The organism is Microlunatus spumicola (genome assembly GCF_039536445.1).
Lineage (GTDB): Bacteria > Actinomycetota > Actinomycetes > Propionibacteriales > Propionibacteriaceae > Microlunatus > Microlunatus spumicola.
The window spans coordinates 1,293,141-1,309,679 of record NZ_BAAAYR010000001.1 but is presented as its reverse complement, the minus strand read 5'-3'; the positions used below and the strand labels follow the sequence as shown (position 1 = coordinate 1,309,679).

The 16,539-nt window shown below is 73.3% G+C and carries 14 protein-coding genes; 10 read left to right on the top strand and 4 right to left on the bottom strand.

The features are described 5' to 3' along the window. The first annotated feature begins 27 nt into the window (after positions 1-27). From ABD665_RS05895 to ABD665_RS05880, 4 genes are all read left to right on the top strand, one after another. Entirely contained in the window at positions 28-1,062 is a 1,035-nt protein-coding gene (locus ABD665_RS05895; RefSeq protein ID WP_204911809.1) for an aldo/keto reductase, read from the top strand. A gap of 175 nt (positions 1,063-1,237) precedes the next feature. Beyond that, positions 1,238-1,645: a (R)-mandelonitrile lyase gene (locus ABD665_RS05890; RefSeq protein ID WP_204911810.1), complete on the top strand. Its 408-nt coding sequence runs from the start codon at positions 1,238-1,240 to the stop codon at positions 1,643-1,645. A gap of 26 nt (positions 1,646-1,671) precedes the next feature. After that, the gene (locus ABD665_RS05885; protein WP_204911811.1) at positions 1,672-1,998 is read left to right on the top strand and encodes a carboxymuconolactone decarboxylase family protein; all 327 of its coding nucleotides are present in this window, start codon (positions 1,672-1,674) and stop codon (positions 1,996-1,998) included. A gap of 46 nt (positions 1,999-2,044) precedes the next feature. Next, a complete protein-coding gene (locus ABD665_RS05880) occupies positions 2,045-3,079 on the top strand; it encodes a zinc-binding dehydrogenase (RefSeq protein WP_204911812.1) in 1,035 nt (344 codons plus the stop codon). 50 nt (positions 3,080-3,129) lie between these two features. Here the strand turns inward: ABD665_RS05880 and ABD665_RS05875 are convergent, their stop codons facing one another. From ABD665_RS05875 to ABD665_RS05865, 3 genes are all read right to left on the bottom strand, one after another. Continuing rightward, positions 3,130-4,473 carry an FtsX-like permease family protein gene (locus ABD665_RS05875; protein WP_204911813.1) on the bottom strand — a complete coding sequence of 448 codons (1,344 nt, stop codon included), beginning with the start codon at positions 4,471-4,473 and terminating at the stop codon, positions 3,130-3,132. Then, a complete protein-coding gene (locus ABD665_RS05870; protein WP_344741428.1) occupies positions 4,470-5,261 on the bottom strand; it encodes an ABC transporter ATP-binding protein in 792 nt (263 codons plus the stop codon). Before ABD665_RS05870 ends, ABD665_RS05875 begins: the two co-directional genes overlap by 4 nt. 112 nt (positions 5,262-5,373) lie before the next feature. After that, positions 5,374-7,497 carry a beta-galactosidase gene (locus ABD665_RS05865; protein ID WP_204911814.1) on the bottom strand — a complete coding sequence of 708 codons (2,124 nt, stop codon included), beginning with the start codon at positions 7,495-7,497 and terminating at the stop codon, positions 5,374-5,376. 105 nt (positions 7,498-7,602) lie between these two features. Here ABD665_RS05865 and ABD665_RS05860 point away from each other — a divergent pair, with 105 nt between their 5' ends. Both ABD665_RS05860 and ABD665_RS05855 read left to right on the top strand, forming a co-directional pair. Further along, positions 7,603-9,069 (top strand): aldehyde dehydrogenase (NADP(+)), encoded by a 1,467-nt coding sequence (locus tag ABD665_RS05860; protein WP_344741424.1) that lies wholly within the window; start codon positions 7,603-7,605, stop codon positions 9,067-9,069. 70 nt (positions 9,070-9,139) lie between these two features. Next, on the top strand, positions 9,140-9,949 hold the full coding sequence (locus tag ABD665_RS05855; protein WP_204911815.1) for an IclR family transcriptional regulator domain-containing protein: 810 nt from the start codon (positions 9,140-9,142) through the stop codon (positions 9,947-9,949). 18 nt (positions 9,950-9,967) lie between these two features. Here the strand turns inward: ABD665_RS05855 and ABD665_RS05850 are convergent, their stop codons facing one another. Beyond that, on the bottom strand, positions 9,968-11,068 hold the full coding sequence (locus tag ABD665_RS05850; RefSeq protein WP_204911816.1) for an alcohol dehydrogenase catalytic domain-containing protein: 1,101 nt from the start codon (positions 11,066-11,068) through the stop codon (positions 9,968-9,970). Positions 11,069-11,338: 270 nt separating this feature from the next. Between ABD665_RS05850 and ABD665_RS05845 the strand changes: the two genes are divergently transcribed. The 4 genes from ABD665_RS05845 (at position 11,339) to ABD665_RS05830 (ending at position 16,467) form a co-directional block, all read left to right on the top strand. Continuing rightward, complete coding sequence (locus tag ABD665_RS05845) at positions 11,339-12,727, top strand: extracellular solute-binding protein (protein ID WP_204911817.1); 1,389 nt, start codon at positions 11,339-11,341, stop codon at positions 12,725-12,727. Between the two features lie 67 nt (positions 12,728-12,794). Further along, entirely contained in the window at positions 12,795-13,733 is a 939-nt protein-coding gene (locus tag ABD665_RS05840; protein WP_204911818.1) for an ABC transporter permease subunit, read from the top strand. Beyond that, positions 13,730-14,662 (top strand): ABC transporter permease subunit, encoded by a 933-nt coding sequence (locus ABD665_RS05835; RefSeq protein ID WP_204911819.1) that lies wholly within the window; start codon positions 13,730-13,732, stop codon positions 14,660-14,662. Before ABD665_RS05840 ends, ABD665_RS05835 begins: the two co-directional genes overlap by 4 nt. Continuing rightward, a complete protein-coding gene (locus ABD665_RS05830) occupies positions 14,659-16,467 on the top strand; it encodes a dihydroxy-acid dehydratase (RefSeq protein ID WP_204911820.1) in 1,809 nt (602 codons plus the stop codon). The genes ABD665_RS05835 and ABD665_RS05830 overlap by 4 nt, the downstream gene beginning before the upstream one ends. The last annotated feature ends 72 nt before the right edge of the window (positions 16,468-16,539 follow it).

Sequence of the window (16,539 nt, the reverse complement as noted above, 5' to 3'; positions counted from 1 at the left end):
GGTCTGGCAGAGGGAAAGGATCGGTTGATGCAGTACTCGCTCCTCGGCCCGACCGGCGTCCGGGTCTCCCGGATCTGTCTGGGGACCGCCACGTTCGGTGTCGCCCCGAGCGCGCAGGACGCCGACCGGCTGGTCGGGGCCGCCGTCGACCTCGGGATCAACTTCGTCGACACCGCGGACGTGTACGGCAACATGCCCGTCTTCGACCGGCCCGGTGCGCCGCCGGCGGCAGAGCGCGAGCCCGCCGAGCGCATCCTGGGGCGCGCCCTGCGCGGCCGTCGTGAGCAGATGGTGGTGGCGACCAAGGCCAACGGTGTCGTGGGGCTCGACGTGAACGACCGCGGGCTCTCTCGTCGGCACATCGTCCGGCAGGTGGAGGCCAGCCTGCGCCGGCTCGAGACCGACCACATCGACCTCCACTACGCCCACGACCCGGACCCCGACACCCCGATCGAGCAGACGCTGGCCGCGTACGACGACCTGGTCCGGCAGGGCAAGGTCCGTTACGTCGGCCTGTCCAACCACCCCGCGTGGCAGGTCGTCCAGGCGCTGTGGACCGCCGACGACCGCCGCCTCCAGGCGCCGGTCGCCGCACAGGTGAAGTACAACCTCGTCGACCGCGCCGCGGAGCGCGAGCTCGCGCCGGCCTGCACCCGGTTCGGGCTGTCGATCGTCCCGTACGCCCCGCTCCACGGCGGGTTGCTCGCGGACCTCGGCGTGCTCGACCGTGAGGTCTCGGGGGACCAGCGGTTCGGGGCCGCCGGCTTCGGCGCCGCCGAGATCGCCCTCGCCCGCGAGGTGGACCGGCTCAGCCGGGACTGGGGCCTCGCGCCCTACCAGGTCTCGCTGGCCTGGCTCCTGGCCCGCCCGGCGGTGGCGTCGGTGATCGTCGGCGCCGAGACGGTCGACGAGCTGACCGCGAACGCGACCGCCGCGGACGTCCGGCTCGAGCCGGAGCAGCTCGACGCCCTGACCGCCCTGGCCGACGAACCCCCCGCCTTCCACCACCGCGCCGGGGACGGTCCGGGGGAGACCGCGGTCGTTCCCGACCCCGCAGGCTGACGCGCTGCGCGCCCTCGCCCTGAGATCCGCTCACTCGATCGCGCAGAGGCGGGCGGTCGAGCGTGCCGGACGCTCGCTCGCGCCATCGAGTGGTCGGATCTCAGGGCGAGGGCCTGGCGAGGGGTGTACCGGCAGGGTCTCCCAGGTCGGGCGGGCCCGTCCTACGGTCGGAGCCATGGAGCTGCAGCACCCCCGACCCACCGTGCAGATGCCGTCCTCGATGTTCGTCGGTGACGTCTGGATGACCCCGGTCCTCAACGGCACCGCGCCGTCCCGGATGAACGCGGCCCTGGTCCGCTTCACCCCCGGCGCCCGGACGCACTGGCACCGGCACGACGTCGGCCAGACGCTGCACGTGAGCGAGGGTGTCGGCCTCGTGGGCACCCGGGACGGCTCGCTGGTCCGGGTGCGGGCCGGCGACACCGTCCTCTGCCCGCCCGGCGAGGAGCACTGGCACGGAGCCACCGCCGACACGTTCATGAGCCACCTCGCGCTCTACGAGACCAACCCCGACGGCTCCGACCCGACCACCTGGCTGGAGCCGCTCACCGACGCCGACTACGACGCCGCGCAGCAGCGTTGACCCCGACGACCCGAGGAGCGGAACCCGTGCCCGAGCAGCCGCACCAGGTCGGCGGCGGCCGCCGTGCGATCGGCGACGTCGCGCCCAAGCTGGCCGAGCTCACCGACGACGTCCTGTTCGAGGACGTCTGGAACCGGCCCGGGCTGGCCGCCCGGGACCGCAGCCTCGTCACCGTCGCGGCCCTCGTGACCGGGGGAGACGCCGACCAGCTCCGCTTCCACCTCGACCACGCCCGCAAGAACGGCGTCACCGAGACCGAGCTCGTCGAGGCGATCACCCACCTGGCGTTCTACGCCGGCTGGCCCAAGGCCATGACCGCGATCACCGTGGCCCGGCAGGTCTTCGCCGGCTGACGCCCGCCGTCCATACCCCCACCTGCACCGAGGAAGAACAGAGCTGATGAGAGCAACCGTGATGTACGGCGCCGGCGACGTCCGCGTCCAAGAGGTTCCCGACCCGACGATCACCGCACCGACCGACGCGCTGGTCCGGGTGACGTACGCCTGCGTGTGCGGCTCGGACCTGCACCCGTACCACGACCTCCCGGACACGCCCGAGGGCCGGCGGATGGGCCACGAGGCCATCGGAGTCGTCCAGGAGGTCGGCGCGGACGTGACCACGCTGAAGGCCGGCGACACCGTGATCGTGCCGTTCGCCTGGTCGGACGGCACCTGCGCCTTCTGCCGCGACGGGATCACCACCTCGTGCGTGCACGGCGGCTTCTTCGACGGCGCCCCGTCGGCGACGCAGGCCGAGCTGCTGGTCGTCCCCCAGGCGGACGGAACGGCGGTCGCGATCCCCGACGGGACCGACGAGGCGCTGATGCCCTCGCTGCTCACCCTGTCCGACGTTTACCTGACCGGCTACCACGCGGCACGGCAGGGCCGGGTCGGCCCCGGGAAGACCGTCACGGTGATCGGCGACGGGGCCGTGGGCCTCTCCGCCGTCCTCGCCAGCAGGGAGCTCGGCGCCGAGACGATCATCCTGATGGGCCGGCACGAGTCCCGTACCGAGCTCGGACGGGAGTTCGGTGCGACCCACGTGGTCGCCGAGCGCGGCGAGGAGGGGGTTGCGAAGGTCATGGAGCTCACCGGCGGCGAGGGTTCGCACGTCGTCCTCGAGGCGGTCGGCCACATGCCCGCGTACGAGCAGGCGTACGGGATCGTCCGCCCCGGCGGCGTCATCTCGCGCGTCGGCGTCCCGCAGTACGAGGAGGCGGCGGTCGGCTTCGCGTCGCTGTTCGGCAAGAACGCGACGCTCACCGGCGGTCCGGCGACCGTACGGGCCTACCTTGAGGCGGCGATCCCGCGGGTCCTCGACGGGAGCATCGACCCCGGCCGGGTCTTCGACCGCGAGCTCCCGCTCGACGACGTCGCCGAGGCCTACCGGCTGATGGACTCCCGCGAGGCCCTCAAGGTGCTCATCCGCCCCTGACCTCGGGCTCCTCCGCGTGGCTGGGCTGGGCTGGGCTGGGGGGCAGGAGCTCACTCGGCGCTGAGGACCGCGCGGACCGGGCGCCGGAGGTCGACCAGGGCGGGGACGGCGGTGGCGACGGCCATCAATGCGGCGACGAGGACGGCGGCGACGAGGAGCGCGGGCAGCCCGGCGTCGAACGGGACCCGGTGCCCGGTCGCCGCGAGCACGAGGAGCTCGAGGGCCGAGGTGAGCACCACCGCCACCCCGGCCAGCAGCAGTCCGGTGACGGCGACCAGCGTCGTCTCGAGCATGGCGATGCCGGCCGTCTGGGCGGGCCCGGCTCCGGCGGCGCGCAGCAGCGCCTGCTCGCGGGACCGGTCACGGGCGCTGATGAGGACCCCGGCGGCGGCGCCGATCGAGGCCAGCAGCACCGGTCCGCCGATCAGCAGGGCGATCGCCGCGCCGGCCGACCCCGATGAACCGCCGCCCGACAGCGCCGCGGACGTGTGCGCCCCGGCGAGCAGCGCGGCGGGCAGCCCGGCGGCGACGACCACGGCGCTGACCCCGGCCGCCGTACGACCCAGCCCCTGCAGCGCGGCCGCGCGGGCGAGGAAGAGCGACGGCCACCAGCGTGCGGGCAGGGCGGTCCACGCCCGCAGCACCGGCCGCGTGAGCTGGGGGGCGAGGGCCGCGGCGACCGCGACGACGACGACCCCGATCAGCAGCAGCTGGTTCGCACCGGTGTCCACCGTCGAGGACAGGGTGGAGAGCATCCCGACCGCGACCGCGGCGAGGCCGCCGGCCACGAGCAGCGGCAGCACCCGGCGGCGGTGGTCGACGACGTCCGGGTCGCGCAGCGCGGCGATCGGAGGCGTGCCCGCGACCCGGCGGGACGGTCCGACGGCGGCCAGCACAACGAGGGCCGATGTGACCACGGCGACCACGAGCAGGTCGGCACCGGCGAGCCGCGGCGTCAGCGCCTCGAGCCCCGAGGTGCCGCGCAGGCCGTACGCGACGAAGCCCGGGGCGACCGCGGCGCCGAGGAGCACGCCGAGGACCGCGCCGACGAACGCGACCAGCAGCACCTCCACCAGCACGATGCGCGCGGCCGTGCGGGGCAGCACCCCGACGACCTGCCACAGCGCGAACGTCCGCGTCCGCACGGTCACCGCCAGCCGGAGCGTGCTCGTCGTGACGACCAGGACCGCGACGAGGCTCAGCACGGCGGCCGTGCCGGCGAGCGACCAGGCGCCGAGGGCGGCGGTGCCGGAGGCGTCGAGCCCGGCCCGGACGAGCACGGCGGGGACGGTGCCGGCCAGTCCCGCCGCGACGAGCACCGCGGCGAGCACCGCGGCGAGCCCGGCCCAGATCCGGACGCCCGCGAGCAGGTCGGCCAGGACCAGACGGGTCATGCGCGGGTCACCGCGGCGGCCGCCACCGCGTCGAACACGGCCTGCGCCGTCGGCGCGACGAGCTCGGCGTGCAGGGCGCCGTCGCGCAGCACCAGCACCCGGTCGGCGCGCGTCGCGGCCTCCAGGTCGTGCGTCACCATCACGACGGTCCGCCCGCGGCCGGCGAGCGTCCGCAGCTCGGCGAGCACCCGGTCCCCGCTGACCGCGTCGAGCGCGCCGGTGGGTTCGTCCGCGAAGACGACCGGGGGTTCCGCGAGCAGCACGCGCGCGATCGCCACCCGCTGCTGCTGACCCCCGGAGAGCGTCGACGGCGAGGCGCCGCCCAGGCCGGCGAGCCCGACCAGCTCGAGGGCGTCGTCCACCGCGGACCGCGGCACGGGGTGACCGGCGAGGCGGGCGGGGAGGCCCACGTTCTCGCGGACCGACAGCGCCGGCAGCAGGTTGTACGACTGGAACACGAAGCCGATGTGCTCCCGGCGGAAGCGGGCGGCCCGGGTGCCGCGCAGCGACGCGAGGTCGGTGCCCGCGATCAGCACCCGCCCGGTGGTGGGGACCTCCAGCCCGGACAGGCAGTAGAGGAGCGTCGACTTGCCCGACCCGCTCGGGCCCACGACGGCCACGAACTCGCCCGCCGCCACCGCGAGCGACACCCCGGCGAGGGCCGGACGCCCGGTGCCGAAGTCCTTCCCGAGGTCGACCGCGACCACGGTCGGCTCCTCCTCGGGACGGACCCCGGTCCGTCCGGCGACGAGGGGCGCGGGGGTGCTGGGCGGCGGTTCGGCGGGCACGGGCCCTTTATCTCATGACACGTCAAGCATCGGACGTGCCAGGGGGTCCTGAGGGGCGCCCTCACATCCGACACGTCGACGCAGCGCCGGCCCGTCGGTCACGCTGGTCGGGCTAGGCCGAGCCCGACCCCTCGTGCCCGTTCCGCAGGACGCGTGCGGCTCGCGCGGGGAGCAGGATCGGGTCGCCGGCGGCGTACGCGGTCCGGCTGACCAGGTCGGTCACGTCGACGGGCGTGACGACGCTGGTCGGGGCGCCGGACCAGTTCGCGACGAAGGTCACCGTGCCCTGCGGGGTCTGACCGGTGGAGATCGTCACCTCGGCCGGGGCCTGCCAGACGGCCGACGTGCGTTCCGGCAGCAGCCAGCGCCCGACGCTGCGGCCGAGAGCGGGGTTCGGCAGGGTGCTCAGGTAGCTGACGCGGCCCCGGCCGTGCGCCCGGGTGGTCAGCGCGGCGCGCGCGCCGAGCTCGTTGTCCTCGAGCTCGAGCACCACCTCGGCCGAGTCCACCTGGAGCACGTCGACCCAGTCGGTGCCCGCCGCACCCACGTCGAGGTCGAACCCGTCGCCGGTCGTGGCGACGTGGAGCGGCCGCGACAGGTTGCTGTACTCGTCGTAGTGCACGCCGGCCGCCCCGGCCAGCCGGTTCGGCGCGACCGCGTGCCGGGCCCGGGCCAGCTCGTCGCCGTAGCCCGTCCTGATCCCGACCAGGAGGTGCCCGCCGGCCGCGGCGTACGCCTCGAGGTGGTCGAGCAGGGCGTCGTCGGCCACGTAGAGCGCCGGCGCGACCAGCACCGGGAACTCCCGCGCGAGGGTCGCGGGGTCCTGCTCGACGAACCGGCCCACGTGCTGCACGCGGACCTGGGCCCCCGCCTCGAAGAGCCCCCGGTAGAAGGCGCCGAAGATCCGGCCGTACGCCTCCGGGTCCGGCCCGCCGGTCGGCAGGGCCAGGGGCGGGTAGTCCTCGAACGACCACTTCGTGTCCGTCGACCAGAGCAGCAGGACCTCCCCGTCGGGGCGGTAGTCGTCGAGGGCGTCGCCGATCGCGGCGAGGTCGGCGCCGAGCGCGGCCACCTCGCGGTAGACGCGGCCGGGGACCTGGCTGTGCGGCAGGACGCCGCCCCAGTAGGTCTCCGCGCCGAAGTGGAGCGTGTGCCAGTGCCAGTACTCGACCATCCGGGAGCCCCGGGCGAGCAGCGCGAACGCCGCCTGCTTGAGCTGGCCGGGGTAGGGCGGGTGGTTCTGCCAGGGTCCGCCGATCGACTGCGCGTTCGTCTCGGTCACGAGGAACGGTGCGTCCGCCGACGACCAGGCCCGGTCGCCCCACTGGAACAGCGACGGGACGTCGGCGTGCCACCACGACTCGGCCTCGGCCGCGTCGGACGCTGCGGCGTCGGGCGCGATCGTCAGCCCGTCCTGCATCTTGTAGTACGGGTTGCCGGCCACGACGTCGAGCGAGCGCACCAGCTCGTCGTCGGCGACCTGGGGCCGGGAGTAGGCGATGCAGGTGGTGATGACCTGGTCGTCGCGGGCGTACGTCCGGACGAGGTCGGCCTGCCAGGCGATCAGCTCGGTGGCCAGGGTGGACTGGAACCGGCGCCACTCCAGCTGGTACTGCGGCATGAGGTTGCCGTCCGGCCGCCACAGCTCGGACCAGTCCGACAGCCGGTGCGACCAGTAGACGAGGCCCCAGGCGTCATTGAGCGCCTCGACGTCGGCGTACCGCCCGCGCAGCCAGGTCACGAACCGCCGGAACGTGTGCTCGTTGTGCGGGAGCTGCAGGCCGGGCTCGTTGTCGACCTGGTAGCCGATGACGGCCGGGTGGGCGGCGTAGCGCCCGACCACCGCACGCACGACGCGCTCGGCGTAGAAGCGGTAGGCCGGGTGGCTCTGGTCCATCTCCTGCCGGGCGCCCCAGCCGAGCCGGCGGCCGGTGCCGACCTCGGCCGCGATCTCGGGGTGCAGCCGCTGCAGCCACGGGGGCACGGCGTACGTGGGGGTGCCCAGCACGACGCCGGTGCCCCGGGCGTGGGCGCCGTCGAGCACCGGCTCGAGCCAGTCGAGCGCGAACACGCCCTCCTGCGGCTCCCAGGTCGACCAGACCGACTCGCCCACCCGGATGACCGTGAAGCCCGCGGCCTTCATCAGGTCGAGGTCCCGGTCGACCGAGCCGGCGGGCTGGTACTCCGCGTAGTAGGCGGCCCCGAAGAGCACCCCGGAGAAGGGAAGTGGGGCCATCGTGGTCCTCCGGTGACGTCGTAGCGGATTGCCGAGCGGTGTAACGCGGTGGCAGTCTGTCATATCGGACCACGTCCGAAATGACAGACAACTAGGAGACGACTCGTGCCGACGACCGACCTGGCCGACACCACCTTCGACGACCTCGACCGCGTGCTGGACGCCGCCACCGAGGCGGCGGGACCGTGGGGCTCGACCTCCCGTGCCGAGCGCGCCGTGGCACTCACCAGCATCGCCGACGCGCTGGACGCCGCCGCCGAGGGTCTGGTCGCGACCGCCCGGGAGGAGTCGCACCTGCTCGAGGGCCGGCTCCGGGGCGAGCTGACCAGGACCACCTTCCAGCTCCGCCTGTTCGCCGGCGTGCTGGACGAGGGCGCGTACGCCGACGTGCGGATCGACCACGCGGACCCCGGGTGGGGGATGGGCCCGCGACCCGACCTGCGCCGCCACCTCGAGCCCGTCGGCCCCGTCCTGGTCTTCGCCGCGAGCAACTTCCCCTTCGCCTTCAGCGTGGCGGGAGGGGACACGGCGTCGGCGCTCGCCGCCGGCTGCCCGGTGGTGGTGAAGGCGCACCCCGGTCACCCGCGGCTGTCGGTGCAGACGGCGGAGGTGGTGTCGGCGGCGCTCCGGGCCGGCGGCTGGCCGGCGGGCGTGTTCGCCCTGGTGCAGGGCCTCGAGGCCGGCCGTCGCGCCGTGGTCGACCCCCGGGTCCGGGCGGCGAGCTTCACCGGCTCGATCCCCGGCGGGCGGGCGCTGTTCGACCTGGCGGTCGGGCGGCCCGACCCGATCCCCTTCTTCGGCGAGCTCGGCAGCGTGAACCCGGTCGTCGTGACGCGGAGCGCCGCTGCGGCGGACGCCCCGGCGATCGCCCGCGGCCTGGTCGACTCGTTCACCCTCGGCGCGGGTCAGCTCTGCACCAAGCCCGGCCTGCTGCTGGCCCCGGCGGGGTCGCCGCTCGTCGAGGAGCTCCGTGCGTCGGTGCTGCCCCCGGCAGCGCCCATGCTGAACGACCGGATCGAGTCGGGGTACCGCACGTCGCTCGCCGAGCTGACCGCCGCGGACGCCGTGGGCACGCTGGCGACGGCGGAGGAGGGCGAGGACGGTCCGCCGGCCCCGCTGCTCCTGAGCGTCAGCGCCGCCGACCTCCTCGCCGACCTCGAGGCCCTGACCCAGGAGCGCTTCGGGCCGGTGTCGCTCGTGGTCGCGTACGACGACGACGCCCAGCTGCTCGAGGTCGTCGACCGCCTCGACGGCCAGCTCACGGCCACGGTCTTCGGCGAGCCGTCGGACGACGTCCTGCCCCGGCTCGTCCCGGCGCTGGCGAAGAAAGCGGGCCGCGTCCTGTGGAATCAGTGGCCCACGGGCGTCTCCGTCACCGACGCGCAGCAGCACGGCGGCCCGTACCCCGCCACGACCGCGCCCTCGTCGACGTCGGTGGGGACGGCGGCGATCGCCCGGTTCCTCCGACCGGTCGCCTACCAGAACTTCCCCGCCTCGCTGCTGCCGACGGACCTGACCGACAACCCCACGACGGCGCCCCGTCGCGTCGACGGTCGTCTGGTGCAGCCGTGACGGATGATCGGGCGGACGGCCCGCCGACGAGGTCGGGCGCACGGAGGACATCCTGAACGGCGGGGACACGATGGAGGACACGCGTGACGGGGTCGCCGCACCGCCCGGGCGGCTGACCGCTCCGGCGCTGCGACGGGCCCTCGACATCCTCGAGCTGTTCCTCGAGCCGAACGAGGGGCTGCGGGTCCCCGAGATCACCGAGCGGCTCCGGCTGCCGCGGGCCAGCGTGCACGAGCTCGTGCGGACCTTGGCCGAGCGCGGCTACCTCGAGCAGGAGGGCGGCGACCAGCACCGCTTCACCCTGGGGGTGAAGGCGTTCCAGCTCGGGGGCGCGTACGAGCGGGAGCTCGACCTGATGGAGCTCTCGCGCTCGGCGGCCCGGGCGGTGGCCGCGCAGTGCGGCGAGACGGTGCAGGTCGCCGTCCGCGACGACCGGTACGCGGTCTACATCGCCCGCGTGGACAGCACGCACCCCGTCCGGCTCGTGTCCGACGTCGGGCGCCGTCTACCGGCCCACTGCACGGCCGGCGGCAAGGCGCTGCTGTCCGACCTGTCGCCGGCCCAGCTCGGCGTCCTCTTCCCCGACGCGGCCTCGCTCGCCCCGATGACGCCCGCCAGCATCGACTCCCTGGACCGGCTGAACCAGGAGCTGGCGGTGGTCCGCGAGCGCGGCTGGGCGGACGAGTACTGCGAGTCCAACCCCGACGTCACCTGCGTCGCGGCCCCGATCTACAAGACCGGCGGGGCCTGCGTGGCCGCGATGAGCATCTCCGTGCCGGTCCTGCGCTGGGACGAGGCCCGCAAGGCCGAGCTCGTCGCGCTGGTCACGGCCGGGACGCGCGAGCTGTCGACCCGGCTGGGCGCCCCTCCGCGCTCCTAGGCCGCAGCCCGGTCCGGGCTAGCGGGACGGGTCCAGCGTCGCGCGACCGACCGCGCCGCCCGTGAGCGCGGCGTACGCCTCGTTGACCTCGCTCAGCCCGAAGGTCCGGCCCACCAGCCGGTCGAGCGGCAGCCGTCCCCGGCGGTACAGGTCGAGGATCAGCGGCACCTGCACGAGCGGGTTGGACGAGCCGTAGAGGCTGCCCAGGATGCGGCGCTCCTGCTGCACCAGCAGGTTCACCGGCACCCGGAACGTCGTGTCGACGTGGCCGAGCCCCAGGGCGACCAGCGTGCCGGTCGGGCCGAGGCTGCCGAGGGCCAGCTCGAGCGTGCCCGCGGCCCCCACCGCGTCGACGGCCCAGCGGGCCCCGCCCGGGAACATCCGCGCCAGCTCGGCCGCCGCGTCCACCGCGGAGGCGTCGACGACGTCGGTGGCGCCGAGCTCGGCGGCCAGCTCCAGCCGGGCGGCGACGGTGTCGACCACGACGACCCGGCCGGCGCTGACGAGCTGCAGCCCGAGCACCGCGCTGAGGCCGACCCCGCCGGCTCCGACGACCACGACGGGCTGACCGGTGGACTCCCGCATGAGGTTGAGGACGGCGCCCACGCCGGTCACCACCGCGCAGCCGACGATGGCCGCGACCTGGGCGGGCACGTCGTCGGGGATCTTGACCAGCGAGCGCGCCGAGACCACGCACGCCTCGGCGAAGCACGAGACGCCCATCAGGTGGTGCACGGTCTCCCCGCCCTGGCTCAGCCGGCTCGTGCCGTCCGGCAGCCCACCGGTCGTGCCCTGCACCCGCCCGACGACGCAGAGGGCCGGACGGCCGCTGCTGCAGAACTCGCAGTCCCCGCAGCGCGGGCGCCAGGTGAAGACGACCCGGTCGCCGGGCGCGACACGGGTGACCGACCGCCCGACACGCTCGACGACGCCCACCCCCTCGTGACCGATGACCGCGGGCAGCTTGCCCCTGAGGTCGCCGGTCACGTAGTGCAGGTCGCTGTGGCAGACGCCCGCCGCCTCGACGCGCACCCGCACCTCGTCGTCGCCGGGCTCCGCCAGGGTCACGTCCTCGACCTCCAGAGGCTGGCCCGGCCGGCGCAGGACGACGGCCCTCATCGACCGGCCCGGTCGACAGCGGCGGTGGTGCCGGTGCGGGGGCGCACGCCTCGGGTTGCCGGCGAGTGGGCGACACGCTGTCTGATATTTCGAGCAACGTCTGACATGTGCAGCAGACTGACATCCGCCCGGCTTCCGGGCAAGCGCTCACGACTCCCTGAGACGGACTTGACCGGTCAGGTTCGAGGAGGCAGCATCACGGTTGATATCTCGGAAAGCGTCTGAGATATCGGACACCTCCTTCAGAGGCGAGCGGAGAGGAACGGCGACATGACATCCACTGCGAGGCAGCCCAAGCCCGGACGACTGAGACGGACCGCCGTCGCCCTGATCGCGTCGACCGCGATGGGCGCCCTGCTGCTCACCGCGTGCGGGGGCGGCGCGTCGACCGGGGGGAGCGGTTCCGCTCCCGCCGTCCAGCCGCCGAGCCAGGCCGAGATCGACAAGGCGATGACCACGCCGACGACCCTGACGTTCTGGAACTGGGTGCCGGGGGTCGAGGACCAGGTCGCCCTGTTCGAGAAGAAGTACCCGGCCATCGACGTCAAGCTGGAGAACGTCGGCAACGGGGCCCCGCACTACGCCAAGATCCGCACCTCGGTGCAGGCCGGCGAGGGCGCGGCGGACGTGGCCCAGGTCGAGTACCAGTACATCAACTCGTTCGTGGTCACGAACACGCTGCTGGACCTGGCGCCGTACGGGGCGCGGGACCTCAAGCCGGACTACTCCGACTGGGTCTGGAACCAGGTGTCGCGGGGCGACGCCGTCTACGCCGTGCCGGGCGACGCGGGCCCGATGGGCAACCTCTACCGCGAGGACATCCTGACCAAGGCCGGCGTCACCGAGCCGCCGAAGACCTGGGCCGACTATGCCAAGGCCGCCGAGAAGGTCCGCGCGACCGGCAAGTACATCTCCGACTTCCCGTCCAACAACCCGGGCCAGCTGATCGGGCTGCTGTGGCAGTCGGGCGCCAAGCCGTTCAGCTACGACGGCGGCAAGAAGGTGGGGATCGACCTCACCGACCCCAAGACGACCGCCGTCCTCAAGTACTGGCAGGACCTCATCGACCGTGACCTCGTCTCGGTCGACGCCGACTTCAACGACCAGTGGTACCAGGGCCTGTCCACCGGCAAGTACGCCGGCTGGATCACCGCGGCCTGGGGCCCGGTGTACCTGCAGGGCACCGCGAAGAACACCTCCGGGAAGTGGCGCGCGGCCCCGCTGCCGCAGTGGACCGAGGGCGCGAACGTCTCCGGCAACTGGGGCGGCTCGACCGCCGCGGTGCTGAAGACCACGAAGAACCCGATCGTGGCGTACGAGTTCGCGAAGTTCATCAACCACGACCAGACGAGCGCCCTGGTCGCAGCGAACAAGCTGTTCCTCTTCCCGACGCTGAAGTCGGTCCTGACCGACCCCGCGTTCGTCGACGGCAAGTCCGAGTTCTATGGCGACCAGAAGGTCAACGCGCTGTTCGCCGACGTCACGAACACCGTCGACACCACCTTCGACTGGCTGCCCTACACCGACTACGCCTACTCCAGCTACAACGAGACGCTCGGCAAGGCGATCGGCGACAAGGGCGACCTGGTCGCGGCGGCCGCCGCGTGGCAGGAGCAGCTCGTCACCTACGGCAAAGACCAGGGGTTCGAGGTCAACTGACCCCCGGGGTGCCGGGCCCCTCCGGGCCCGGCACCCGCTCGCCCGAGACTCACAGACAGGAATCCCGATGTCGCAACCGCTGGACCTTCCCGTGCGGCGTCCGCCCGCGCGGGGACGGGGCGGCAGCCAACGACGCCGGCAGCAGGTCGCGGCCTACGTCCTCGTGACGCCGTTCCTGGTGGTTTTCGTGGCCATGCTGGTGGTGCCGCTGGCCTACTCGCTCTACCTCAGCCTGTTCCGCACGCAGCTGATCGGCGGCAGCACGTTCGTCGGGCTGGCCAACTACGCCCGCGCCTTCCTCGACCCCGCGTTCCTCGGCGGGCTGGGGCGGATGGCGGTGTTCCTGGTCGTCCAGGTCCCGATCATGCTGGCCCTGTCCCTGTTCTTCGCCCTCGCCCTCGACAGCGAGCGCGCCCGGGCGAGCAAGGTCATCCGGCTCCTGATCTTCATCCCGTACGCGGTCCCAGCCGTCGTCGGCACCCTGATGTGGGGCTACCTCTACGGGGACCAGTTCGGCCCGATCGCGCAGACCTTCGGCGCCCTCGGGCTGCCGGCGCCGGGTCTGCTGAGCGCCGAGCACATCCTCGGCTCGATGATGAACATCGTCACCTGGGAGTTCGCGGGCTACAACATGATCGTCATGTACTCGGCCCTCCGGTCGATCCCGGGCGAGCTCTACGAGGCGGCCGAGCTGGACGGCGCCGGGCAGTGGCGCATCGCCTGGAACATCAAGATCCCGGCGATCCGGCCGGCGATCATGCTCACGATCATCTTCTCGATCATCGGGATCTTCCAGCTCTTCAACGAGCCGAGCCTGCTCAAGACCGTCGCGCCGAACGTGATCACCAGCGCGTTCACCCCGAACTTCTACGCCTACAACGTCGCGTTCGTGCGGCAGGACGTGAACTACGCCGCCGCCATCGCCTTCGCCCTCGGACTGGTGATCCTCATCGTCTCGTACGTCTTCCAGCTCAGCAGCTCCCGCCTCGAGCGGAGCCGGGCATGACCGCCACCGACGTCCGGGTCGCCGACGCGGCCCCCGCCCCGGGTGCACCCCGGCCCCGAAGCCGGCGCACGTACGACCCGGCCAAGCGGCGCAGCACCCTGCTCACCGTCCTGCTCGCCCTGTGCGCGCTGTACTTCCTCTTCCCCTTCGTGTGGCTGGTGATCGCCTCCACCAAGGACAACGAGGACCTCTTCAGCACGTTCGGGCTGTGGTTCGGCCACCACTTCTCGCTGGTGGAGAACGTGCGGACCGTGTTCACGGCCCAGGGCGGGATCTTCCTCCGCTGGATGGGCAACACGATCCTGTACGCCGGCGTCAGCGCGCTCGGTGCCGCGGCGCTGGCGACGATGGCGGGGTACGCCTTCGCCCGCTACCAGTTCTTCGGCAGCAAGATCCTGTTCAGCACGGTCCTCGGGGCCGTCATGGTCCCGCTCACGGCGCTGGCGATCCCGACGTACCTGCTGTTCAGCAACGCGGGCCTGACGGACACGCCCCTGGCGATCATCCTGCCCTCGCTGGTCAGTCCGTTCGGCGTCTTCCTGATCCGCGTGTACGCCGCCGACGCCGTGCCCGAGAGCCTCATCGAGGCGGCCCGGGTGGACGGGGCGGGGGAGCTGCGGATCTTCTGGCAGGTCAGCCTGCGGCTGCTCGGACCCGCCGTCCTCACCGTGTTCCTGTTCGCCCTCGTCGCGACCTGGAACAACTACTTCCTGCCGCTGATCATGCTCAGCAGCTCCGAGCTCTACCCGATCACGGTCGGGCTGGCGCAGTGGCAGTCGACCAGCACCACGGGAGGCGGGGGTTCGCAGGCGCTCTTCTCCACGGTGATCACCGGAGCCCTGGTCTCCATCCTCCCGCTGGTCGTCGCGTTCCTCTACCTCCAGCGGTACTGGCAGACCGGCCTCGCGACAGGAAGCGTCAAGGAATGACCGAGCCCACCCGTACGAGCACGATCAGCGACAACACCGTCAGCCCCGGCCTCGACGCAGAGGGCGCGGACGGCGGGCCCCGTCCCGCGGGCGGCCCGCTGCGGAGCACCGAGTGGTACGGCGGCAACGACCGCAACGCCTACCTGCACCGGGCCTGGATGCGCCGGGGTCTGCCCGACCACGCGTTCGACGGCCGGCCCTGCATCGCCATCGCCAACACCGCGTCCGACCTGACCCCGTGCAACGCGCACCTCGACGAGGTGATGCAGAGCGTCAAGCAGGGCGTCTTCGAGGCCGGGGGCATCCCGTTCAACCTGCCCGTGGTCTCCCTCGGGGAGACGACCGTCCGGCCGACCGCGATGCTCTGGCGGAACATGGCCGCGATGGCCATCGAGGAGATGCTGCGCGCCAACCCGGTCGACGCGGTCGTCCTGCTGGGCGGCTGCGACAAGACCATCCCGTCGCTGCTCATGGCCGCCGCCTCGGCCGACCTCCCGGCCGTGGTCGTGCCCGGCGGACCCATGCTCAACGGGTCGTTCCGGGGCGAGCCGCTGGGCTGCGGCACCGACGTGTGGAAGCTGAGCGAGGAGGTCCGGGCCGGCGCGCTGCGCCAGAAGACCTTCCTCGCCTCGGAGTCCTCGATGATCCGCAGCCGCGGCCACTGCAACACCATGGGGACCGCGTCGACGATGGGGCTGCTCGCGGAGGCGCTGGGCATGAGCCTGCCCGGGCTCGCCGGCACCCCCGCCCCGGACAGCCGGCTGCTCCAGGGGGCGCACCTGTCGGGGACGCTGGCCGTCGAGCTCGCGACCGAGCGACGGACGCCGAAGCAGGTGATGACCGCGGGGTCGTTCCGCAACGCCATCGTGGCGCTCACGGCCATCGGCGGCTCCACCAACGCCGTCGTCCACCTCCTGGCGATCGCAGGCCGCCTCGGCCTCGACCTGACCCTGGACGACTTCGACCGGATCGGCGCCGACGTGCCGCTGCTGGTCAACCTGCAGCCCTCCGGGCGCTACCTCATGGAGGACCTCTTCCGGGCGGGCGGCTTCCTGGCCGTGCTCGACCAGGTGCGCGACCTGCTCGACCCGGAGGCGCTGACCGTGACGGGGGAGCCGCTGGTCGCCTACCTCGACGACCAGGAGATCTACGACCGCGAGGTGATCACCCTGCGGGAGAGCCCGCTTCAGGAGCGCGCCGGCATCGCGGTGCTCCGCGGCAACCTCGCCCCGACGGGCGCCATCATCAAGCCCGCGGCCGCCTCGCCGCACCTGCTGCAGCACCGCGGGACGGCGGTCGTCTTCGACTCCGTCGAGGACATGCGCGCCCGGATCGACGACCCCGACCTGGAGGTCGACGCGAGCTCGGTGCTGGTGCTCCGGGGCTGCGGCCCGCGGGGCTACCCGGGGATGCCCGAGGTGGCCAACCTGCCGCTGCCGCGCAAGCTGCTCGAGCAGGGCGTCCGCGACATGGTGCGGGTCTGCGACGGGCGGATGAGCGGGACCGCGTACGGGACCGTCGTCCTGCACGTCAGCCCGGAGGCGGGGGTCGGGGGGCTGCTCGCCCTCGTCCGCGACGGCGACCCGATTGACCTCGACGTCGAGCAGCGGCTGCTGCACCTCGACGTGCCCGACGACGAGCTCGCGCTCCGGTCGGCCCCGGCGGCGATGACCGACGCCCTGGCGGAGCCCGACCGCGGCTGGGAGCTGCTCTACGTCAACCACGTCACGCAGGCCGACCGGGGAGCCGACCTCGACTTCCTCGTCGGCTCCAGCGGCTCCGCCGTGCGCCGCGAGTCCCACTGACCCCACCCGCGTCGCACCCGGCCGCGCTCCCCGCGCCGGTCGAGGTGTGCCTGACGTCGTTCCACACCTGCG